The following is a 22,531-nucleotide window of genomic DNA, read 5'->3' as shown; positions in this document are numbered from 1 at the left end:
TGGGCCGGCAACGCAAGGGAAGTCACGAATTTAGAACCTGGAATTTAGAATGATGCATGGCTGAAGTTTCGGAGAGCGTGCTATCAAGCGAAGGAGAGCCATGCCAGAACCAGTCAGAGTCGTTGTAGCCGATGATCACCCAGTGATTTTGTTCGGTGCAGAGCAAGCGCTGCTTAAATTCCCCGGCATCGAAGTTGTTGCACGCGCGCGCCAGTCAACGGAACTCATGAAGATTCTGCAGACCGTTCCCTGCGACGTGCTGGTGACCGATCTCGCCATGCCCGGTGGGCAGTACGGTGACGGTCTTCCGCTGATCGGTTACTTGCGCCGCAATTTTCCCAATCTGCCTATCGTCGTCCTGACGATGCTCGAGAACGCCGCGCTGCTCAAGCGCCTCAGCGAACTCGGCGTGACCTCGGTTGTCAACAAGGCGGACGATCTGAGCCATATCGGGCTCGCGGTCCAGCACGTCAGCCGCCATCTCGAATACATGAGTCCGTCGGTCAAGGCCTCGCTCGAGACATTGCGCATGAACGCCGGCGGCAAGACCGACGAGGTGATGCTGTCGAAGCGCGAACTGGAAGTGGTGCGGCTGTTCGTGTCCGGGATGACGATCAAGGAAATCTCGGAGCAGTTGAACCGCAGCATCAAGACCATCAGTACGCAGAAGAACACCGCGATGCGCAAACTCGGTCTCGAACGCGATTCCGAACTGTTTCAGTACGCGCAGAGCAACGGTCTGGCAAATCTGTCGTCGGGGACCGCGGGGGAACTGAGCGATCAGTGATCGCGTTGCCTGACGTGTCCCTGCCAGCGGCATAAAAAAAGCTGCCTGTCGGAAAGACAGGCAGCTTTTTTTGCATCCACCAGCGGCGTGGGTTAGAACCAGACCGCGTTGCGGCGGTCCCTTCCCGGCCTACGTACTTGAAACCCGGTGCTTACTGCGGCGACGCTGTCGCACCGCCGTGCGCGGCCGACCACTCAGCCGGTGCGTGCAGGAATTTTTCCACTTCGTCGAGCGTCTTCGTGTCGAAGTAGCCTTTTTCCTTGGCGATGCGCAGGACGTCCCACCAGGTGGCAAGCGCGTGCAGATCGACATCGATGTCTTTCAGCACCGACACGCTTTCCTTGAAGATGTTGTAGTGGAACAGTACGAAGCAGTGGTTCACCGTCGCGCCCGCGGTGCGCAGCGCGTTGATGAAGTTGATCTTGCTGCGGCTGTCGGTGGTCAGGTCTTCCACCAGCAGCACGCGCTGGCCTTCGGTCAGCAGACCTTCGATCTGTGCGTTGCGGCCGAAACCCTTCGGCTTCTTGCGCACGTATTGCATCGGCACCATCAGGCGGTCGGAGAGCCAGGCCGCGAACGGAATGCCGGCGGTTTCGCCACCGGCGACCGCGTCGATCTGCTCGTAGCCGACGTCGCGCAGGATGGTGGCTTCGGCCATTTCCATCAGGCCGCGGCGCACGCGCGGATACGAGATCAGCTTGCGGCAGTCGATATACACCGGGCTCGCCCAGCCGGACGTGAAGATGTACGGTTTTTCCGCGTTGAAGTGAACTGCTTGCACTTCCAGCAGCATCTTGGCGGTCGTGTCGGAGATCGTCTGGCGATCGAAGCCTGTCATGGGCGGATCCTTGGTGTGAGCGAGAGGGCGCGGGCGCATTGGCCCGGTGGCGCAGCAAGCGGAGTGTTCCGCGCCTGATGGGCGGAATACGTAGCCGGTCAGTGGAGTGCAGGCCGGTTTTGCTACGCGCGTAGCCCGTCATTTTACCCGATTCGGACACGTCCGAGGAGCCGGTCGTGCGTGAAAACCCGTAAAGACGGCGATAGCAGCGGCAATCGGAAGCGGCGAGACGACGCTTTTGGGTGGGGAAGGGTGCTCCGATGGTCGTGTCGCCGCGTGTCGCGCGGCGGTCTTTTTGGCTTGCTTGTGGCCCGGGCAAGCGCCGATTACACTCACGCGAATTTTCACGGACGGGCGGCGCCGATCTCCTCTGCGTGGCCGTGCCCTACGGGATGCTTTCGATGACAGTCGCCTCTTCTTCCACCCCCACCCGCGCGGCCGCGCAACGTGGCTATGCCGGCCGGGCGCTGCTCGCAGCAGTGCTCGGCTACGCGATGGACGGCTTCGATCTGTTGATCCTCGGCTTCATGTTGCCGGTGATCGCCCTCGACCTTCACCTCTCGTCCACTCAAGCCGGCTCGCTTGTCACGTGGACGCTGATCGGTGCCGTGGCGGGCGGCGTTCTCTTCGGCGTGTTGAGCGACTATTTCGGCCGCGTGCGGATGCTCACGTGGACCATCCTGATCTTCGCCGTCTTCACCGGCCTGTGCGCGCTGGCGCAAGGCTACGCGGATCTGCTGGCTTACCGGACCATCGCCGGGCTCGGACTCGGCGGCGAGTTCGGCATTGGCATGACGCTGGTCGCCGAGGCGTGGCCCGCGGCGCAGCGAGCGCGAGTGTCGTCGTATGTGGGGTTGGGCTGGCAACTCGGCGTGCTGGCCGCGGCGCTGCTCACGCCGTTGCTGTTGCCGGTCATCGGCTGGCGCGGCATGTTTGCGCTGGGACTGGCGCCGGCCGTGGTGTCGTTCGTGGTGCGGCGGCGCGTCGAGGAACCGGCGTTGTTCGTCGAACGTGCCGAGCACGCGCGGCAAGTGGCGCGCGCGGGGCAACGGACCACGTCGCGCAAGCTGCCATTGCGGCTCCTGATCGCCGACGCTCGCACCACGTGCGCGAGCGTCGGCGTTGTGATCCTTTGCTCCGTGCAGAACTTCGGCTACTACGGTCTGATGATCTGGTTGCCAAGCTACCTGTCGAAGACCTTCGGCTATTCGCTGACCAAATCCGGTTTGTGGACTTCCGCGACGGTGCTCGGCATGGCGCTCGGCATCTGGCTCTTCGGCATCGCGGCTGACCGCTTCGGACGCAAGCCGACCTTCCTGTTTTACCAGGCCGGCGCAGTCGTGATGGTGTTCGTCTATGCGCACCTCAGCACGCCGTTCGCGCTGCTGATCGGCGGTGCGGTGATGGGGGTGTTCGTCAACGGCATGATCGGCGGCTACGGTGCGCTGATTTCCGAGTTGTATCCCACCGAGGCGCGAGCCACTGCGCAAAACGTGCTGTTCAATATCGGGCGAGCCGTCGGCGGATTTGGGCCGGTCGTGGTCGGCGCGCTGGCTGCGCGCTACTCGTTCGGCGCGGCTCTAGGGTTGCTCGCTTCAATCTATCTGCTCGATATTCTCGCGACGCTGTTCCTGATTCCCGAACGTCGCGGCGCCGCGCTCGACTGACTCGCGGCACGCTCTTCGCAAGGTCCTGCCGAGGCGGCGGGACGTCTCCATATCAATGATGCGCCGCAACATTCCAGGTCCTTGTTTCGCCCGTGGTTACCGGCGGTAAACGCTACTCGTCACGACTCATGCGGGGTGTACACTAACTCCCCCGCAAAAGCTCTGCACCGTCTTGCTAACCGCTCAGGTTCGACGTTGCGCCTAACCGGCGCAAGCCAGAACCGCTGCAGTCGATTACCCATTCGATCCATGCGAGCGAGGCACACGGCGCACTGAGCCGGGCCCGATCACTTACGTCTCGCAGGCCAAAAAATGGACGAACAACTGAAGCAAAGCGCTCTCGCGTATCACCAGAATCCGAAGCCCGGCAAGATCTCGGTCACGCCGACCAAGCCACTCTCGAATCAGCTCGACCTCTCGCTGGCGTACTCGCCAGGCGTCGCCGCGGCCTGCATGGCGATCTTCGATGAACCGCTCGACGCGCAGAAGTACACCTCGCGCGGCAACCTCGTCGGCGTGATTACCAACGGCACCGCCGTGCTCGGCCTCGGCAACATCGGCCCGCTGGCCGCGAAGCCGGTGATGGAAGGCAAGGGCTGTCTGTTCAAGAAGTTTGCCGGCATCGACGTGTTCGATATCGAACTCGCCGAGAACGATCCCGACAAACTGGTCGAAGCGATCGCGATGCTCGAGCCGACGCTCGGCGGCATCAACCTCGAAGACATCAAGGCGCCGGAATGCTTCTACATCGAGAAGAAGCTGCGCGAGCGCATGAAGATTCCGGTCTTCCACGACGATCAGCACGGTACGGCGATCATCGCATCGGCGGCGATCCTGAACGGCCTGAAAGTGGTCGGCAAAAAGCTCGAAGAAGTGAAGCTGGTTTGCTCGGGTGCGGGCGCCGCGGCGATTGCGTGTCTCGACCTGCTGGTGCATCTGGGCCTTTCGAAGAAGAACGTGCTCGTCACCGATTCGAAGGGCGTGATCTACGAAGGCCGGGGCAATCTGGATCCGTCGAAGGAACGTTATGCGGCGAACACCGGCGCGCGTACGTTGGGCGATGCGATTCGCGGCGCCGATGTGTTCCTCGGTTGCTCGAGCGCCGGCGTGCTGAAGCCGGAAATGGTCGTGGAAATGGGCACCCAGCCGCTGATTCTCGCGCTGGCCAACCCGGAACCGGAGATTCGTCCGGAAGAAGCGAAGAAGGTGCGCCCGGACGCGATTATCGCCACGGGCCGTTCGGATTATCCGAACCAGGTCAACAACGTGCTGTGCTTCCCGTTCATCTTCCGCGGCGCACTCGACGTGGGTGCGACGACCATCACGGAAGAGATGAAGCTTGCGTGCGTACGTGCGATCGCTGAACTGGCCGAAGAAACCGACCAGGGCGACGAAGTGGCGAAGGCCTATGAGGGGCACACGCTCGAATTCGGCCCGGACTACCTGATCCCGAAACCGTTCGACCCGCGCCTGATCATCAAGATTGCGCCGGCCGTCGCGCAGGCTGCGATGGATTCAGGTGTGGCGACCCGTCCGATCAAGGACATGGACGCGTATCGCGAAGAGCTCGGCACCACGGTCTATCGTACCGGCATGGTGATGCGTCCGGTGTTTGCCGCGGCGAAATCGGCGCCGGCGCGCATCGTGTTTGCCGAAGGCGAAGACGAGCGCGTGCTGCGTGCGGCGCAGTTCGTGTTGCTGGAGAAGATCGCGAAGCCGATCCTCGTCGGCCGTCCGGCGGTGATCGACATGCGTCTGAAGAAGATGGGCTCGAAGCTCAAGTGCGGCGAAGACTTCGAGATCGTCAATCCGGAAGACGATCCGCGCTATCAGAAGTGCTGGCAGGAGTACCACGAGATCGGTGCGCGTGAAGGCGTCACGCCGGAAGTCGCGAAGGCCGCGCTACGCAAGTTCAACACGTTGATCGGTGCGCTGCTCGTGCGTGTGGGGGATGCCGACGGCATGATCTGCGGGATGATCGATACGTACCAGAGCCATCTGAAGTTCATCGAACAGGTGCTCGGCAAGGCGGAAAACGTGCAGAACCTGGCGGCGATGAATCTGCTGATGCTGCCTGGCCGCAACCTGTTTATCTGCGATACGTACATCAACGAAGTGCCGACTGCCGAGCAACTCGCCGATATGACGGTGCTGGCTGCTAGCGAGATCGAGAAGTTCGGCATTACGCCGAAGGTCGCGCTGTTGTCGAATTCGAACTTCGGCAGCGTGCCTTCGGCTTCGTCGCAACGCATGGCCGAAGCGCGCAAGCTGATCGTGGAACGTGCGCCGGAGCTGGAGATCGACGGTGAGATGCATGGTGACGCTGCGTTGTCGGAGATGGTCCGCAAGGCTGCGTTTCCGGGCACCAGGCTGACAGGCGAAGCTAACCTGCTGATCATGCCGAACGTCGAAGCGGCAAACATCACGTACAACCTGCTGAAGATGATCGGTGGCGAAGGCGTGACGGTGGGACCGTTCCTGCTCGGCGCGGAAAAGCCGGTGCATATCCTGACGCCGGCCGCGACCGTGCGCCGGATTATCAACATGACGGCGGTGGCTTCGGCGAATGCGCGTGTGAAAGCGAACGCGCAATAACGGTCGCTGTTCTCTCTGAGGGTGCGCCGCTTTTTGCGGCGCTTGTGAGATGCCCGCGTGCTGCACACGGGCATCTCACCGTCATCACGCAGCGTGCTGTGCCTGGCTGCCTTGCGGCGCGCGCCAGCGACCCAGCAATTCCTGCCACTTGACCCGCACACCCTTAAGGTTGTTTTCCTTCACGTGTCCGTAGCCACGGATGCCGTCCGGCAGGTTCGCCAGTTCGACCGCCAACGCGTGCTTCTGCGCGCTCAGGCCGCCGATCACTTCACGCACCAGCGCCTCATACTCGCCGATCAGCGCCCGCTCGGTGCGACGCTCTTCCGTCTTGCCGAATACATCGAACGCGGTGCCGCGCAGGAACTTGAGTTTCGCAAGCACACGCATGGCGCTGAGAATCCACGGTCCGTACTTCTTCTTGATCAGATGACCGTGCGCGTCCTTCTTCGAGAAAGCCGGCGGCGCGAGGTGGATATTGACCTTCCAGTCCCCCTCGAAACTTGCCTTCAGCTTTTCCATGAAGGCCGGATCGGCGTACAGACGGGCGACTTCGTACTCGTCCTTGTAGGCCATCAGCTTGTGGAGGTTCTTTGCCACTGCCTCGGTCAACGGCAATTGACCGTCGCCCGAGTCGAGCGCCGATTCCGCCACTCGCACCTGCGCCACCAGTTCGCGGTAGCGCGCTGCGTAGGCTTCGTTTTGCCACGCGGTCAGATAGCCGGCGCGCTTTTCGATCAGCGTGTCGAGTGCCTTCGGCGTATGCAGCGAGATGATCTTGCTGCTGGCGGTTTCCGTCGTCGCGGTGCGGCCTTGCGATTGCGCAATCTTGCGCACAGCCGCGAGGTCATGTGCCGCACGGCGGCCCCATTCGAATGCTGAACGGTTCTTTTCAACCTGCACCGCGTTTAGTTCGATGGCACGCATCAGCGATTCATACGTCAGCGGTACCCAGCCCTTTTGCCAGGCGTAGCCGAGCACGAACGGGTTCGTATAGATCGCATCGCCGAGCAGCGCAACAGCGAAGTGGTTGGCGTCGATTGCGTCGACCCCTGCCTCGCCGGCGCCCGTGCGTACATCCGATTCCGCATCGGCACCCGGGAATTGCCAGTTCGGGTTTTTGATGAACGCTGCGGTCGGCGTGTGCGCGCTGTTCAGCACGACGCGCGTGCGGCCCACCTGCATCCGCGAGACGCATTCGTCGCTGGCAGTCACGATCGCGTCGCAGCCGATCACAAGACTGGCTTCGCCCATGGCGATGCGCGTTGCGTGGATGTCGGCGGGCTGCTTCGCGATCTGCACGTGGCTCATCACGGCGCCGCCCTTTTGCGCGAGGCCGGTCACGTCCAGTACCGTCACGCCCTTGCTCTCGAGGTGAGCGGCCATGCCGAGCAGCGCGCCGATCGTCACCACGCCCGTACCGCCTACGCCGGTGACGAGTACGCCATACGGACGCTCGATCGACGGCAGCTCAGGCATGGGCACCGGTGGCATCGCCTCTGCGCTCGCGCCAGATGAAGCCTTAGGCTTCTTCAACTGTCCGCCTTCAACCGAGACGAAGCTCGGGCAGAAGCCGTTCACGCACGAGAAGTCTTTGTTGCAGGTCGACTGGTTGATCTGACGCTTGGTGCCGTACTCGGTATCCAGCGGTTCGACCGACAGACAGTTGGACTTCACCGAGCAGTCGCCGCAGCCTTCGCAGACTGCTTCGTTGATCACCACGCGGCGAGCCGGATCCGGATACGTGCCGCGTTTGCGACGGCGGCGCTTCTCGGTTGCACAGGTCTGGTCGTAGATCAGGATCGAGGTGCCGGCGATCTCGCGCAGCTCGCGCTGCACGTCGTCGAGCTGGTCGCGATGATGGATCGTGATGCCCGGCGCGAGACCGACGTTCGCGTGGTACTTCTCCGGCTCGTCGGTGACGATCACGATTTTCGCTGCGCCCTCGGCGGCAAGCTGATGCGTGATCTGCGGCACGGTCAGCACGCCGTCGACCGGTTGGCCGCCCGTCATCGCAACCGCGTCGTTGTACAGAATCTTGTAGGTAATATTCGCCTTCGAGGCTATCGCCGCGCGAATCGCCAGCAGTCCCGAGTGGAAGTAGGTGCCGTCGCCGAGGTTGGCGAACACATGCTTGTCGTTGGTGAACGGCGCCTGGCCAACCCATGCCACGCCTTCACCGCCCATCTGGCTGAACGTGCTGGTGCTGCGGTCCATCCACACGGTCATGTAGTGACAGCCGATACCCGCCATCGCCCGCGAACCTTCCGGCACATTGGTCGACGTGTTGTGCGGGCAGCCGGAGCAGAACCACGGCTTGCGCTCGACTTCGACGCGCGGCCGGGCCAGCGCTTTTTCCTTCGCTTCAATCACGGCAATACGCGTTGCGATGCGTGCGCGTACATCGGAAGGCAGGTCGAACTTTTCCAGACGCGTGGCGATGGCCTTGGCGATGATCGCTGGCGATAACTCGTAGTGCGCTGGTAGCAGCCAGTTGCCCATCGGCACGGACCATTCGCCGCCGGCGCCATCCTTCTCGTCGAATTTGCCGAATACGCGCGGACGCTGTGCGTCGGGCCAGTTGTACAGCTCTTCCTTGATCGCGTATTCGAGGATCTGGCGCTTTTCCTCGACCACCAGAATTTCTTCGAGCCCTTGCGCGAAACTATGTGCGCCTTGCGCTTCGAGCGGCCACACGCAACCTACTTTGTAAAGGCGAATGCCGATGCGCGAGCAGGTGTCGTCGTCGAGTCCGAGGTCGGTCAGCGCCTGACGCACGTCGAGATAAGCCTTGCCGGCCGTCATGATGCCGAAGCGCGCCTGCGGCGAATCGATCTCCACGCGGTCCAGCTTGTTGGCGCGCACGTAGGCGAGCGCGGCGTACCACTTGTAATCGAGTAGACGCGCTTCCTGGACCAGCGGCGGATCGGGCCAACGGATATTCAGGCCACCGTCCGGCATGGCGAAATCTTCAGGCAGCACGATTTTCGTGCGGTGCGGGTCGATATCCACCGAAGCCGACGATTCGACCACATCGGTCACGCACTTCATCGCGACCCACAGACCGGAGTAGCGGCTCATGGCCCAGCCGTGCAGGCCGAAGTCGAGGTATTCCTGCACGTTCGACGGAAACAGCACCGGCAGGCCGCAAGCCTTGAACATGTGCTCGGACTGATGCGCGAGCGTCGAGGACTTGGCGGCATGGTCGTCGCCGGCGAGCACGAGGACGCCGCCATGTTGCGACGAGCCGGCCGAATTGCCGTGCTTGAGCACGTCGCCGGAACGGTCGACGCCAGGGCCTTTGCCGTACCACATCGAGAAGACGCCGTCGAATTTGGCGTTCGGATACAGGTTGACCTGTTGCGAGCCCCACACGGCGGTGGCGGCAAGGTCTTCATTGACGCCGGGCTGGAATACGACCTGGTGTGCGGCGAGATGCTGCTTCGCCTTCCACAGCGACTGGTCGAGACCGCCAAGCGGAGATCCGCGATAGCCGGAGATGAACCCGGCAGTATTGAGCCCTGCGGCTTTGTCACGTTCCTGCTGCAACATGGGCAGACGCACGAGGGCCTGGATGCCGCTCATGTATGCGCGGCCGCGTTCCAGCGTGTATTTGTCGTCGAGCGTGACGGAATTGAGCGCGGCTTCGAGCGAGGCTCGCTGACCGGCGTCTAGCGGGGCATTCATTGTCTGTACTCCTCCAACCTGTTTGGGATCGCCAAAACTTGTTGGCCTCGGCATCTTGTGAATGCTTCGGCCGGGGTCGCCATATTGACGTGTTTTAAGTGATGGTAGCACTGGGAGAAACCCGCCGCATGGCATTAAAAATGCTGTACTGCGGCGCGAATCGCTACGGTGCCAATGACGTGATTGTGACAGTCAAGGGAGATGTTGAATTATTTCCAGAGCATCGTGTAACAAGCTGTAAAAGCTTCAATTTCCCGGAACCCATCTTGAAAACCCAGTCTAACCACCCACCTGTGCACGTGTCCGCGCAACGCTCCGCGGTTGGTGGAGCTTCACGACAAGCAGGCAGTTAGAAAAGGAGTACGCATGAACACCAGAAATATCCAGACCTTCCTGATGGTCTCCGCCGCATTCTTTGCGATGAGCGCGCCGGTGCGCTCCAACAGCGCGAGTACCCTCGCAAACGCGGTGGCTTGTACGGCGCGCGTCGCACCCGCTCGCATTGCTTCCAATCGTGCTACGCCTTCGAGCGAGGCCAGCGAGGACGAGCAGCTTTCGTGATGTATCGCTGAGGCGATTCGTCGATCCAATTCTTGCGGTCGCCTGAGGCTGGGCGGCTGCTGAAACAACAAAGGGCGGGGATCTTGCGATCCTCGCCCTTTTCTTATGGCGCGTTGGTGTTGGTCCGGGGCTACGCCTTGTCCTGCACCACGCCGCGTCGGATCTGATCCAACTCGATCGATTCGAACAGCGCCTTGAAATTACCTTCGCCGAACCCCTGATTCCCCTTGCGTTGAATGATCTCGAAGAAGATCGGGCCAATCTGGTTTTCGGTGAAGATCTGCAGCAGCAGATCTTCGGGCGCGCCGTCGATCAGGATCTTGCGCCTGCGCAGCTCGTCGAGCGGCTCGCCGTGATTTGGCACGCGCCGATCGACCAGTTCGTAGTAAGTGTCGATCGTATCGAGCAACGCAATCTTCGCCTCGCGCAGCCCGTCGACGGTGCGGTAGATGTTGTCGCTGCCGAGCGCAATGTGCTGAATGCCTTCGCCGTGATACGCGTCGAGGTATTCCTGAATCTGACCGGCAGTTTCCGAGCCTTCTTCGTTGATCGGAATGCGGATCTTGCCGCACGGTGAAGTCATCGCCTTCGACTTCACGCCCGTCACCTTGCCTTCGATGTCGAAGTAACGCACTTCCCGGAAGTTGAAGAGGCGCTCGTAGAACTCCGCCCATTCCTGCATGCGGCCGCGGTGGACGTTGTGCGTCAGGTGGTCGATATAGGTGAGGCCGTGGCCGACCGGGTTCGGGTTGGCGCCGGGAATCGGCACGAAGTCGACATCGTAGATGCCGATATCGCCGATGCTGTTCGGCTCCGCGCCATTCTTGCCACGCCAGCGGTCCACGAAATAGATCAGCGAATCGCCGACGCCCTTGATCGCCGGAATGTTCAGTTCCATCGGGCCGGTCTTGTTATCGAAGCCCCATGCGCCTTTTTCGAGCGCCTGCCTGTACGCCTTGGCGGCGTCCTGTACGCGAAAGGCGATGGCGCAGATCGACGGGCCATGCAGGCGCGCGAAGCGCTGCGCGAACGAATCGGGCTCCGCGTTGACGATGAAATTGATGTCGCCCTGACGGTACAGCGTCACGTCCTTGTGACGATGCCGCGCGATCGCAGTGAAGCCCATCTGTTCAAACAGCTTGCCCAGTGCCTTGGGATCCGGCGCGGTGTACTCGATGAACTCGAAGCCGTCGGTGCCGACGGGGTTGTCCCACGTTTGAACCTGCATATCTGTCTCCTGTGTCGAATGCCGCCAGTTTAAAGGGGCGTACGCGATGGAAACTTGCGAACTTAATCGTGATTGCGTAGGCTGGCGCTAGTTCATGGCTCAAAAATAGGGTTTGGTGGCAGAAGATGGCTAATATCGAGATGGATGTCATCGATCGACGAATTCTCACCATCCTCCAGGAGAACGGTCGACTGTCGAATCAGGAGATTGCAGAACGGGTGAGCCTCTCACCCAGTCCGTGTCTGCGGCGCATCCGGAGGCTGGAGGAGAGTGGCGTGATTCGCGGCTATGTCGCATTGCTCGACGCCCAGAAGCTGGGCCTCGATTTGCTTGCGTATGTAAATGTGCGGCTGGAAAAGCGCAGCGTCCCGACGATCAGCCCGCGCGGCGACGGCGCACCGGTGCGAGCGGGCGCGACGCATGCCGATCTGTTTCGCGCCGCGGTCCAGACCTGGCCGGAGGTGGTCGCCTGCCATGCCATGACGGGGGATATGGATTACCTGCTGCGCGTGCAGGTTCAGGACATGGCGCACTTTTCCCGCTTCGTGCAGGACCGGTTGCTGCACCATCCGTCAGTGATCGACGTGAAATCGAGTTTCTCGCTGGAGACGTTCAAGGAGACGACGGCGTTGCCGATTCTTTGAGCGGAGCAGATGACCGTGTTAGGACATATTGGCCTGTTCCAGGGGAAATCGCGGCGGCGGCAAACTTCGGCGGTGCAATAGCAAAAGGGCGGCTGAGCCGCCCTTTTGCTTATCCAGCGAGGATGTGCTTAGGCGATTCAGGCCGCCGCCGCAGCCGGCATGAACGATTCGAAAATCTTCGAAGCCTGACGCGCCTGGCGCTTCAACGCGTAGTCGAACACGGCGGCCTGTTCCTGCAGCATTTCAGCGATGATGCTCGACTGGTCGGCCGGCGGCAGTGTCAGATACGCATCGGCTTCGCCGTACGCGTATTCGATCTTCATGCCGGCCTTCTTCGCGATGTGCATCATCGTGGAGTTGCGCGACAGGCAGTGCATATAGAGCATGCTTACGTGCGTGTTGCGGCTGCGGATGGCGGCGCGCTCGAACAGCTTGCTGCCAATGCCCTGGCCACGCGTGCTTTCCAGCACCGATACGCCGAACTCGGCGGTGCGCTTGTCGCCCTCAACGGGCAGATAGGCGAGGTGGCCCACGCCAACCAGTTGCAACTGGTTGTCGAAAACACCGAACACGGTGTCACGGGTGAAATCGATGGCGCGCACGTAGTTTTCGATTACGTGGTCCGGCACGAGCTGACCGAAGCGCAGCAGGCGGTCGTCTTCGCCCAGTGCGAGAAAGTGCGTCAGCAGGCGTTCGCGGTCGATAGCGGTCAGCTCCCGTACCAGAGCATGCGCGTGACCGGCTGCCTGTGACAGGCGATCGGGTGTGACGATCGGCTCGGCGGCGCGAGTAGTGGGCGTGGTCATGGTTGGGTTCTCCTTTTGATCTAGCGGCATGGTGCACCGCAAGGTCAAATTCTATCGGAAGCGCAATCCCATAACTAGGGAAAACCCGGATATCGATTCGATGTCACGCTCTATTCTGTTGTGAACCTATTTTTATATATATGATTATTAACAGTTATTGATTCTGCATACGTCACATCGTCAACTGTGGCTTGCAGGCAACCTCCCTCTCTGGAAGCTGTTGCATCGCAATATTTCGATGCTAATCCTTAGCCCGCAGCCCGTGGTCGACCATGTCGACGACCTGTTCCGCGAATTCCCCGTAGCCCATCCGGCCGCCCGGCTTCAGCCAGGTGAAAGTCCAGTTGATCATGCCGAAGACCATCATCGTCAGCGCTGTCTGGTTGTCGCGGTTGGCGCGTTCCGGATAGGCGCGCGTTAGCTGGCGCGCAAATGCCGCGACCACGTCGCGCTGGCGATTCAGGATGATCTCGCGTTGCGCGTCGACCAGATATTTGACGTCGTTCAGCAGCGCAACATGCCGGCTGTGAGAGTTCTCGTATTCGGACAGAAACGCGCGGATCAGTTCGGCGAAGGTTTCCCGCTCGGTCAGGCCACGTCGCTGGCTCGAGCCTTCCACTTCCGCGATGATCAGCATCAGCCGTCTGGTATAGCGGTCGAGCAGATCGAACAGGATCGCTTCCTTGCTTTCGTAATAGTGGTAGAGGCGCGCCTTCGAAGTGCCGCTCGCGGCAGCCAGATCGGCCATCGAGGTACTTGGATAGCTCGTCTGCGCGAACTTGGCCGCGGCCAGTTCGAGGATCTGGTCGCGCTGGGTTTCGTGGTCTGGTGCGCGGGTGCGGGCCATGGTCCTTGGGGTCCTTAGCTGGAACAGGTGGAAAGGTCCGCGCGCAATTCCAGCGCGCGCCATGCGGAAGGATCGCCGCGCAGGCTCACGCGCCCGCTTGCGGCCAGTTCGCGGAAGCGCCAGAACACGAGGCTGTCGCTGACGAGAAAGCCCAGGTCGGCGACCATCAGTTGCGCGGCGATACGGGCGGCGGGGCGCCAGGCGTCGCTGGCGTGTTCCAGGATGAGCGCGTCCAACTCGGCGAACGTGCCGCTCGTGAAGGTGTTGTCGCGCCAGCGGCGGGTTTCGCCGTTCGCCTGCTTGACCTCCTGCCATTCGAGGGCGAGCCGGCTGATGCGCAGCACCGAGATCGGCGCAACGTCCGGAAGCCGCGTCTGCAGGATGTCCGGCGCAAACATCCCGACCGACGTCGCGTGGTCTGGTCGGCTATGGGCGAAGGCATTGGGGTCGGTGAGGTCGCGGATCGAGAGGCGGACTTCGTTCAGGCGCTGAGGATTGTTGCGCAGGTGGTAGCAGACCCTTCGCAGGGTCAACTGGTCGGCCGCGCTTTCGGCGTGCCAGACGGCCACCTGCGTGTCACCGGCCACGAGTTGCTCCAGCAATGTTGCCTGTTCGGTGAATTCGCCCTGGAAATTGCGTGGTGCGCCGTCGTGTGGGGCTCCGTCCGTCACGCGTTGCCAGAATTCGGCGCGCACCTCGGGCGTGTCGTCGACCCCGCGCAGCGGGCCGACCGCCAGATCGTCGCGCAACGACTGCACGGGATCGTCGCGCCCCGCCTGTCGCAGGGCGCTTCGCAGGGAGTCGGCGGCGACGTCGCCGTTAGTCAGGTGGATTGTGCTCATCAACAGCTCGTTGGCAAATCAGTCACAGAAAGGGCCGCCTGGCGAGCGGAACCGGGTCCCGATCGCGAGCGGCCCTTAGTGTAAGCGGATCGCGGGTGAGCTGAAAGCGCTCAGGCGTGCATCGTGGAAGATGTGCGCCCGCAATGTTGTCTAACGCTCATCGTAGCTGACCACCACCCGGTCGCTCACCGGATGGCACTGGCAGGTCAGCACGAAGCCGTCGCGGATTTCGTGGTCTTCGAGCGTGTAGTTCTTTTTCATCCGTACTTCGCCTTCGAGCACCTTGGCGCGGCAGGTGCAGCACACGCCGCCCTTGCAGGCATATGGCAGCGCGAGGCCGGCCTTCAGGCCGACGTCGAGTACGCTCACGCCCTCGTAAGGCAGGCGCAGCTTGCGTTTCTTGCCGTCGAGGACGATCTCGAGGTCCGCCGCTGGCGTATCTTCGGTGATTTCGACGGGCGGCACGCCCGCTTGGGGCAGTGGCGAGCCGAACCTTTCGACGTGAACCTTCGCGGGCGGCAGGCCCGCGGCTTTCAGCGCGGCCTCAGCGGCGTCCATCATCGGCGCGGGACCGCAGATGAAGGCTTCGTCAATGACTTCGGCTGGCACCAGGTTTTGGATAAACGCTGCGCACTTCTGCTGGTCGAGCACACCGTTGAACAGTTCGACCTCCTGCAGATCGTCCGACAGCACGTGATACAGCACGAACCGGTTCATGAAGCGGTTCTTCAGGTCTTCCAGTTCTTCTGCAAACATGATCTGGTCGACGCTGCGGTTGCCGTAGACCAACGTGAAGGTGCTGCGCGGCTCGAATTCGAGGGTCGTCTTGATGATCGCGAGCACGGGCGTGATGCCGGAGCCGCCGGAAAAGGCGAGGTATTGCTGCCCCTGTTCCGCGTTCAGGTGCGTGAAGAAGCGACCGTCGGGCGTCATCACGTCGATCGTGTGACCGGGCTGCAGGGTGTCGAATGCGAAGTTCGAAAAGCGGCCGCCCCGCACGCGCTTGATGCCGATACGCAGTTCGCCGTCGCGGTCGTAGTCGGTCACGCCGACGCAGATCGAATACGAGCGGCGCGTCTCCTCACCGTCGATGTGCGTCTTCAGCGTGACGAACTGGCCCTGCGTGAAGCGATACTGCTCGCGCAGTTCGGCGGGGACTTCGAAGGCGACCGAGACCGCGTCGGCGGTTTCGGGCCGGACTTCGCGGATACGCAGGGGGTGAAATTGCGGGGTGGCCATATCAGTAGGGTTTGAAATAGTCGAAAGGTTCGCGGCAGTCGAGACAGCGGTACAGCGCCTTGCAGGCCGTCGAGCCGAATTGCGCGAGACGTTCGGTATGGACCGAGCCGCAACGCGGGCACGCCGGGGCGGGGACTGCTGCCGTGCGGACGAAGCGGATTACTTTTTCCTGAGGTGCATCGCTCGCGCAATTGCCGGTGGGCGGCGCGATGCCGTAGGCACGCAGCTTTTCGCGCGCGTCGGCGGTCATCCAGTCGGTGGTCCAGGCAGGGGCGAGGACAGTGGCGATGCGGTACGGCGTGAGCTGCGCGGCCTCGAGCGCGTGTGCGACGTCCTCGGCAATCTGCGACATGGCCGGGCAGCCGGAGTACGTCGGGGTGATGACGACTTCGAGCATGCCATCCGCAGCACGCCGGACGTCGCGCAGGATGCCGAGCTCGCGAATCGACACCACCGGAATCTCCGGGTCGGGTACCGCTTCCAGCGCTGTCCATGCGCGCTCCAGCGTCGGGTCCACGGTCGTGGTGAGGTTCGCGGCCATCGTCTTGTGCTCCAGGGCCTACCAGCTCGCGCCGGGGTGCTGCCGCGCGAGGCTCTGCATCTCAGCCAGCACGTAGCCCATGTGTTCCGAGTGTTCGCCAAGCTTGCCCGTCGTGACATGCTTCACCGGTTCAGGTGACGTGAGCGTGGCTTCGTCGAGCGTGGCTCGTACGTCTTCTTCCCAGGCGCCTTGCAGATCGGCGGTCAGCGGACCGATGCCAGTTGCGGCGATGACTTCCTCAACCGCGTCCACGCTGAAGAACTCGCGCGTGTAGGGCATCAGGTAATCGAGCGCGTCCTGCGCGCGGCGATGCGACTCATCCGTGCCGTCGCCGAGCCGGACCAGCCATTCGCCGGCGTGATGGACGTGGTAGCGCGTTTCCTTGATCGACTTCGCGGCGATGGCCGCGAGTTGTGCGTCGGTCGACGCGGTAAGCGCCGTCCAGAGATGCGCCATCAACGTCGAGTACAGGAAGTTGCGCACGATCGTAACCGCGTAGTCCTTGTCCGCGTGCGCGGTGCCGGCGAGCGGCCCGTAATGCGGCAACTCGGCGAGCGTGTAGTTGGCGAACTCGCGCTCGGTGCGGAAATACGCGTAGTCGTCTTCGCTCTTGCTGGCGCCGGTGAGCGCATGCTCGAGCGTTGCGGCGTGCGTGTACAGCAGCCGCGCCTGGCCGATCAGGTCGAGGCTCATGTTGGCGAGCGCGATGTCCTCTTCGAGAATCGGGCCGTGGCCGCACCACTCGGCGTTGCGCTGACCGAGGATCAGTGCGGTGTCCGCGAGACGCAGCACGTAGGAAAGGTGTTGGGGCGTGATGTCCATGACGCGCTTACATGTGGTTGACTTCGTCGGGGAGTGTGTAGAACGTCGGATGGCGATAGATCTTGTCGCCAGCCGGTTCGAACAGCTCCGCCTTGTTCTGCGGGTCGGATGCGGTGATCGCCGAGGACGGCACCACCCAGATGCTCACGCCTTCCTGACGGCGGGTGTACACGTCGCGCGCCATGCGCAGCGCCATCGGCGCGTCGGCAGCGTGCAGACTGCCGCAGTGCTTGTGGTCGAGGCCCTGCTTGCTGCGCACGAACACTTCCCAGATCGGCCACTCTTTGTTTGTCGACTTGTCCATTCTCGAAATCTCCTGAATCTTTTGCTGTTGGCTCGTACCGGTTGGCAGCTATTAAATGTCTGTTAGTGCCTGTTGCTGCCGGACGCTGTGCCTGTTCGAGCTAATCATCCCTGCGTCGCTGTGCTTACGCTGCGTGCTGCTGCGCGCGTTGGCGCTGCTTTTCCGCGTGGGCGAGGGCCGCTTCGCGGACCCAGGCGCCGTCGTTATGAGCTTTCACGCGGGTGGCGAGACGCTCGCGGTTGCACGGGCCGTCGCCGTTGACCACGCGCCAGAACTCTTCCCAGTCGATGTCGCCGTAGTCGTGATGACCGCGCGCTTCGTTCCACTTCAGGTCTGGATCCGGCAGCGTGACGCCGAGGACCTTGGCCTGGTCGACGGTGGCGTCGACAAATTTTTGACGCAGATCGTCATTGGAAATGCGCTTGATGCCCCATTTCGACGATTGATTGCTGTGGATCGAATCCTTGTCGCTCGGGCCGAACATCATCAGCACCGGCCACCACCAGCGGTTCACCGCCTGCTGGACCATCTCGCGCTGGGCTTCGGTGCCGCTCATCATCGACAGCAGCGCGTCGAATCCCTGGCGCTGGTGGAACGACTCCTCCTTGCAGATGCGGATCATCGCCCGGGCGTATGGGCCATAGGTGCAGCGGCACAGCGGGATCTGGTTCATGATCGCCGCGCCGTCGACCAGCCAGCCGATCACGCCGACATCCGCCCACGTGGGTGTCGGATAATTGAAAATGCTCGAATATTTGGCTTTGCCGGCGTGCAGGGCGTCGATCAGCTGATCGCGTGAAACCGCGAGCGTTTCTGCCGCGCTATATAGATAAAGACCGTGGCCCGCCTCATCCTGCACCTTGGCGAGCAGAATTGCCTTGCGCTTCAGACTCGGCGCGCGGGTAATCCAGTTGCCTTCGGGCAGCATGCCGACGATTTCCGAATGCGCGTGCTGTGAAATCTGACGCACGAGCGTTTTACGATAGGCATCGGGCATCCAGTCTTGCGGTTCGATCTTGCCGTCGGCGGCCATGACCGCATCGAAATGCGCCTGTTCGGGCGAGCCGGCGGCACCATCTAGCGGCGCAACGTTGCCTGATATGTCGAGGGATTGCGTGTACATGGCGAGCACTCTCGTCCAAAGTTGTCCGTGGGTGGAGTATAAACCAACCGACCGGTCGGTTAATGATTTTTTTGAGATTGATTGAGGGTGGGTTCGGATGGTTTAGATAGGGTACGGTGGAGGCCGGCACGGCGCGTGAGTTTGTGAAGATTAATCTCAAGGACGAAAGAGAAATGGCGGAGCGGATCTATTTGCAACATCCCACGAGGACTGAAACGGTCGAAGTGAGTACTGGCTTTAGCTGGTCGGCGTTTCTGCTGGGTTTTGTCTGGGCACTCATGAAGCGCATGTGGCTGGTCGCGCTGGTGCTGCTGGCGGTGGATCTGGCGATTGGCCTGATCGGGTTCGCAGGCGTCACCGCCGATGTGGTCAGCCTGGTGCTGAGTATCGTGTTTGCGATTTACTGCGGTATGAATGCCAACCAGTGGTACCGCCGCGACCTGGAACGCAAAGGTTACGTGATCAAAGGTCCGGGGCCTGAAACAGGGGTGCTGCGATAGCGGCGCTCCGGTCCGAAATAACGCCTTTGGACGGTTCGAGCTCAACCGTTGCTGGCCTAGCCCGCTGCAGAACCTATAAAATCGCGGATTGGCTGCAATTTTGCGCCCCCTGCATTCCTGGTTCCCATGTTACGTCTAAGCGAAGTCAAACTCCCGCTCGATCACCCCGATAGCGCTCTCGATGCCGCCGTTCTCGCGCGCCTCGCCGAGCTGGGCGTACCGTCTGACGGGCTCGTCCGTTACACCGTGTTCCGTCGCGCACACGATGCGCGCAAGCGCGCCGATATCAAGCTGACGTATATCGTCGATGTCGAGGTGAAGGATGAAGCGGCCGCTTTGAAACACCTCGCGAGCGTGCCTCACTGCGCCGTGACACCGGACATGGCGTACCGCTTTGTCGCGAAGGCGCCCGAGCATATGACGGCGCTGCGGCCGGTGGTGATCGGCATGGGACCGTGTGGGCTGTTCGCGGGGTTGATCCTCGCCCAGATGGGTTTTCGCCCCATTATTCTCGAGCGCGGCAAGGCTGTTCGTGAGCGTACTAAAGATACGTTCGGGCTGTGGCGCAAGTCCGTGCTCAATCCCGAATCCAATGTGCAGTTCGGTGAAGGTGGAGCCGGCACATTCTCGGACGGCAAGCTCTACAGCCAGATCAAGGATCCGCATCACTACGGCCGCAAGGTGCTCGAGGAGTTCGTGAAAGCGGGTGCGCCGGAAGACATTCTCTATCTGAGCAGGCCGCATATCGGCACTTTTCGTCTGGTCAGCATGGTGGAGAAGATGCGCGCCACCATTCATGAACTCGGCGGCGAAGTGCGGTTTGAGACGCGCGTCGAGGATATTGAGATCGAGCAGGGCAAGGTGCGTGCTCTGCAGTTGTCCAATGGTGAAACACTGCCGTGCGACCACGTGGTGCTCGCAGTCGGTCACAGCGCGCGCGACACCTTCGAAATGCTGCACAAACGCGGCGTTTACATTGAAGCGAAGCCGTTTTCGCTCGGGTTCCGGATTGAACATCCGCAAGGGATGATCGACCGCAGCCGCTTTGGCAAGTTTGCCGGGCACAAGCAACTGGGCGCCGCAGATTACAAGGTGGTGCATCACTGCAGCAACGGCCGGGCGGTGTATAGCTTCTGCATGTGTCCTGGTGGCACGGTGGTCGCGGCAACTTCGGAGCCGGGCCGCGTGGTTACCAACGGGATGAGCCAGTATTCCCGGGCGGAGCGCAACGCCAATGCCGGCATCGTGGTTGGCATTACGCCGGAGGATTATCCGGGCGGGCCGCTTGCCGGCATCGCGTTTCAGCGCAAATGGGAAGAGCGGGCGTTCGAACTGGGCGGCAGCAATTACTGCGCGCCGGGCCAGCGGGTGGGCGACTTCATTGCCGGCCGGCCGTCTACGTCGCTCGGTTCGGTTGTCCCCTCCTATAAACCAGGTGTCCATCCGACCGATCTCGGCACGGCGCTGCCCAACTATGTCATCGAGGCCATCCGCGAAGCACTGCCGCAACTCGACCGCAAGATCGCCGGTTTCGCCATGGACGATGCAGTGTTGACGGGGGTGGAGACGCGCACGTCGTCGCCGATCCGGATTCGCCGCAAGGACGATTATCAGAGCATGAATGTGGAAGGGCTCTATCCAGCCGGCGAGGGCGCGGGTTACGCCGGTGGGATTTATTCTGCGGCGATCGACGGAATTGAAGTGGCGCAAGCATTGGCGTTGGACATGACGGCGGGCGCTGCTCACTGAGCTTGCCTTGCTCGCGAAGGCGCGGGCGGTGTGATCTGGCTGTTTGTTCGCGCCGGCCACCCGTTGCAATCGATCGGGCACAATGGGCGCTTTGCTTTTTGCCCACGAACCGAATGACCCTCCGTACTCTGGCCGCTGTGTGCGGCGCTGTTCTGCTTGTTCAATTCGCCGTCGCACCAGCAGCGATTGCCGCGGATGCTCCTACGCACTGGGTGTCCGCATGGGCGACCGCCCTTCAGTCGATTCCCCAGCAGGCTAACCTGCCGCCGCTGTACAGGGCGCCGGAGGTCGCTGGGCGTACGGTCCGGCAAATCGTGTATCCGACTCTTTCGGGTCGCGCCGTCCGGGTTCACCTCAGCAACGAATATGGAAAGACGCCGTTGGTGATCCAGGATTTGCGGATCGCGAGTTCGGCGGGTGGCGCGGCCACACAAGCGAACGGCGGCGCCAAGGTGACGTTTGGCGGGAAAGCCTCTGTAACAGTGCCACCCGGCAGTGAACTGGATAGCGATGCGGCCGAGGTCGATATTGTCGCCGGTGCGCCGTATGCGATCAGCTCGTACATGGGGGCGGATCAAAATCTGGTGGCGTGGCATCGCGTGTCGAATCAGGTGAATTACGTCTCGCTGCCTGGCAATCACACTGATGACTCTATGTCAGGAGCATTTCATCAGCGATTCACCCAGTTTGTGTGGGTGACGGGGTTGTCCGTGGAGGCGCCGTCGGCAGCCGCGGTTGCTACGATCGGCGATTCCATTACCGATGGCATGCGGTCTAGCTTGAATGAAAACCACCGTTGGCCGGATGCTTTCGCGCGCCGGTTGACTCAGGCAGGGGACCGGTCGACTTCGGTCGTCAATCTAGGGATCAGCGGCAACCGTCTGCTTAACGATTCGCCCTGCTATGGCGAGGCGCTCGTTAAACGTTTCAGCCGGGATGTGCTGGAGCGACCGGGCGTGAAAGTGGCGATCCTGCTGATCGGCATCAATGACATCAATTTCTCTTCGATGCCGCCGCGCGCCGGGCTTGATTGCGATTATCCGCATACGTCTGTGAATGCCGAGGACCTGATCGACGGCTACAAGCGGGTGATTGCCGAGGCGCATCGTCGTGGCGTGCGCGTGTTCGGTGCGACGCTCACGCCTGCCTCGCTGCCACCCCAGCGCGAAAGCATCCGGCTGGCGGCGAATCAATGGATCAGGACCGCGGGAGCGTTCGATGGTGTGGTCGATTTCGATGCTGCGCTGCGCGATCCCGCCCAGCCTGCGCGTTTGCGGGAGGGGTATGACAGTGGCGACCACATCCATCCGAGCGATGCAGGTTACGCGGCGATGGCTCAGGCGATTCCGCTCGATGCGGTAGTAAATTCGACTCGAAAGTGACTCGCCAAAAAAATATTTCCGTCAAACCCTTGTCATACGGCCATTGCTCGCCTACTATTCGGCTCCTCGTTTGCGGACGAGCGCCGCTGCGGAAACCAGTGGCCGTAGCGTCAACAAGGTTTTAAGCGGAAGCGAAAAAATGTTGTTGACGAAGCGAAAAAGATTCTTCATAATCTCGTTTCTCTGCTGCTGATGCAGCGACGCAGAACGAAGCGGTACCGAAGGGTTGTGAAGGTGATGCAACGCGGTGCCGGTTTGGTGGTGAATGCGTAACCGATCTTTAAAAATTAACAGCCGATAAGTGTGGGCGCTTGATGGCGACGCGGCGGTGGACCTTTCGGGGTTTGCCGCGAAAGCGAAAGTATCAAGTCT

General features: G+C 61.7%; 20 protein-coding genes. 8 read left to right on the top strand and 12 right to left on the bottom strand.

Annotated elements, in window-relative coordinates:
* Window positions 1-100: 100 nt before the first annotated feature.
* Complete coding sequence (locus tag P3T24_RS35665) at window positions 101-787, top strand: response regulator (protein ID WP_074262734.1); 687 nt, start codon at window positions 101-103, stop codon at window positions 785-787.
* Between the two features lie 151 nt (window positions 788-938).
* Here P3T24_RS35665 and P3T24_RS35660 read toward each other — a convergent pair whose 3' ends face one another.
* Complete coding sequence (locus P3T24_RS35660; protein WP_074262733.1) at window positions 939-1,625, bottom strand: orotate phosphoribosyltransferase; 687 nt, start codon at window positions 1,623-1,625, stop codon at window positions 939-941.
* A gap of 401 nt (window positions 1,626-2,026) precedes the next feature.
* Between P3T24_RS35660 and P3T24_RS35655 the strand changes: the two genes are divergently transcribed.
* The gene (locus P3T24_RS35655) at window positions 2,027-3,292 is read left to right on the top strand and encodes an MFS transporter (RefSeq protein ID WP_429441489.1); all 1,266 of its coding nucleotides are present in this window, start codon (window positions 2,027-2,029) and stop codon (window positions 3,290-3,292) included.
* A 312-nt stretch (window positions 3,293-3,604) separates the two neighbouring features.
* Entirely contained in the window at window positions 3,605-5,887 is a 2,283-nt protein-coding gene (locus P3T24_RS35650) for an NADP-dependent malic enzyme (protein ID WP_429441487.1), read from the top strand.
* Window positions 5,888-5,971: 84 nt separating this feature from the next.
* Here the strand turns inward: P3T24_RS35650 and P3T24_RS35645 are convergent, their stop codons facing one another.
* Complete coding sequence (locus P3T24_RS35645) at window positions 5,972-9,571, bottom strand: indolepyruvate ferredoxin oxidoreductase family protein (protein WP_429441485.1); 3,600 nt, start codon at window positions 9,569-9,571, stop codon at window positions 5,972-5,974.
* A gap of 366 nt (window positions 9,572-9,937) precedes the next feature.
* On the opposite strand from P3T24_RS35645, the gene P3T24_RS35640 reads away from it, so the two are divergent.
* On the top strand, window positions 9,938-10,132 hold the full coding sequence (locus P3T24_RS35640) for a hypothetical protein (protein WP_074262729.1): 195 nt from the start codon (window positions 9,938-9,940) through the stop codon (window positions 10,130-10,132).
* A 130-nt stretch (window positions 10,133-10,262) separates the two neighbouring features.
* On the opposite strand, the gene hppD is transcribed toward P3T24_RS35640, so the two are convergent.
* Complete coding sequence (gene hppD, locus P3T24_RS35635; RefSeq protein WP_074262728.1) at window positions 10,263-11,360, bottom strand: 4-hydroxyphenylpyruvate dioxygenase; 1,098 nt, start codon at window positions 11,358-11,360, stop codon at window positions 10,263-10,265.
* Between the two features lie 125 nt (window positions 11,361-11,485).
* Between hppD and P3T24_RS35630 the strand changes: the two genes are divergently transcribed.
* Window positions 11,486-12,004 carry an Lrp/AsnC family transcriptional regulator gene (locus P3T24_RS35630; protein ID WP_074262727.1) on the top strand — a complete coding sequence of 173 codons (519 nt, stop codon included), beginning with the start codon at window positions 11,486-11,488 and terminating at the stop codon, window positions 12,002-12,004.
* A gap of 137 nt (window positions 12,005-12,141) precedes the next feature.
* On the opposite strand, the gene P3T24_RS35625 is transcribed toward P3T24_RS35630, so the two are convergent.
* From P3T24_RS35625 to paaA, 8 genes are all read right to left on the bottom strand, one after another.
* On the bottom strand, window positions 12,142-12,810 hold the full coding sequence (locus tag P3T24_RS35625) for a GNAT family N-acetyltransferase (RefSeq protein ID WP_074262726.1): 669 nt from the start codon (window positions 12,808-12,810) through the stop codon (window positions 12,142-12,144).
* A gap of 241 nt (window positions 12,811-13,051) precedes the next feature.
* Window positions 13,052-13,657: a TetR/AcrR family transcriptional regulator gene (locus tag P3T24_RS35620; RefSeq protein WP_074262725.1), complete on the bottom strand. Its 606-nt coding sequence runs from the start codon at window positions 13,655-13,657 to the stop codon at window positions 13,052-13,054.
* Between the two features lie 14 nt (window positions 13,658-13,671).
* Window positions 13,672-14,499 carry a DUF1835 domain-containing protein gene (locus P3T24_RS35615; protein WP_429441483.1) on the bottom strand — a complete coding sequence of 276 codons (828 nt, stop codon included), beginning with the start codon at window positions 14,497-14,499 and terminating at the stop codon, window positions 13,672-13,674.
* A 150-nt stretch (window positions 14,500-14,649) separates the two neighbouring features.
* Window positions 14,650-15,738 carry a 1,2-phenylacetyl-CoA epoxidase subunit PaaE gene (paaE, locus tag P3T24_RS35610; RefSeq protein ID WP_429441481.1) on the bottom strand — a complete coding sequence of 363 codons (1,089 nt, stop codon included), beginning with the start codon at window positions 15,736-15,738 and terminating at the stop codon, window positions 14,650-14,652.
* Between the two features lies 1 nt (window position 15,739).
* A complete protein-coding gene (gene paaD / locus P3T24_RS35605) occupies window positions 15,740-16,279 on the bottom strand; it encodes a 1,2-phenylacetyl-CoA epoxidase subunit PaaD (protein WP_429441480.1) in 540 nt (179 codons plus the stop codon).
* An 18-nt stretch (window positions 16,280-16,297) separates the two neighbouring features.
* Window positions 16,298-17,101 (bottom strand): 1,2-phenylacetyl-CoA epoxidase subunit PaaC, encoded by an 804-nt coding sequence (gene paaC / locus P3T24_RS35600; RefSeq protein WP_429441478.1) that lies wholly within the window; start codon window positions 17,099-17,101, stop codon window positions 16,298-16,300.
* Window positions 17,102-17,108: 7 nt separating this feature from the next.
* Window positions 17,109-17,405: a 1,2-phenylacetyl-CoA epoxidase subunit PaaB gene (paaB, locus tag P3T24_RS35595; RefSeq protein ID WP_429411502.1), complete on the bottom strand. Its 297-nt coding sequence runs from the start codon at window positions 17,403-17,405 to the stop codon at window positions 17,109-17,111.
* 124 nt (window positions 17,406-17,529) lie between these two features.
* Entirely contained in the window at window positions 17,530-18,528 is a 999-nt protein-coding gene (gene paaA, locus P3T24_RS35590; RefSeq protein ID WP_429441477.1) for a 1,2-phenylacetyl-CoA epoxidase subunit PaaA, read from the bottom strand.
* Between the two features lie 143 nt (window positions 18,529-18,671).
* Between paaA and P3T24_RS35585 the strand changes: the two genes are divergently transcribed.
* The 3 genes from P3T24_RS35585 (at window position 18,672) to P3T24_RS35575 (ending at window position 22,159) form a co-directional block, all read left to right on the top strand.
* A complete protein-coding gene (locus P3T24_RS35585) occupies window positions 18,672-19,028 on the top strand; it encodes a DUF2628 domain-containing protein (RefSeq protein ID WP_429441475.1) in 357 nt (118 codons plus the stop codon).
* Between the two features lie 126 nt (window positions 19,029-19,154).
* Window positions 19,155-20,777, top strand: a complete 1,623-nt coding sequence (locus P3T24_RS35580; RefSeq protein WP_429441473.1) for an NAD(P)/FAD-dependent oxidoreductase — start codon at window positions 19,155-19,157, stop codon at window positions 20,775-20,777.
* Window positions 20,778-20,890: 113 nt separating this feature from the next.
* The gene (locus P3T24_RS35575; protein WP_429441471.1) at window positions 20,891-22,159 is read left to right on the top strand and encodes an SGNH/GDSL hydrolase family protein; all 1,269 of its coding nucleotides are present in this window, start codon (window positions 20,891-20,893) and stop codon (window positions 22,157-22,159) included.
* 54 nt (window positions 22,160-22,213) lie between these two features.
* On the opposite strand, the gene P3T24_RS35570 is transcribed toward P3T24_RS35575, so the two are convergent.
* Window positions 22,214-22,531: hypothetical protein (locus tag P3T24_RS35570; RefSeq protein WP_429441469.1), on the bottom strand; the 318-nt coding region annotated here is incomplete at its 5' end.

This window comes from Paraburkholderia sp. GAS33, from assembly GCF_050436645.1.
Lineage (GTDB): Bacteria > Pseudomonadota > Gammaproteobacteria > Burkholderiales > Burkholderiaceae > Paraburkholderia > Paraburkholderia phenazinium_B.
The sequence above is the reverse complement of the archived record's forward strand: the minus strand, read 5'-3'. Positions and strand labels throughout refer to the sequence as shown.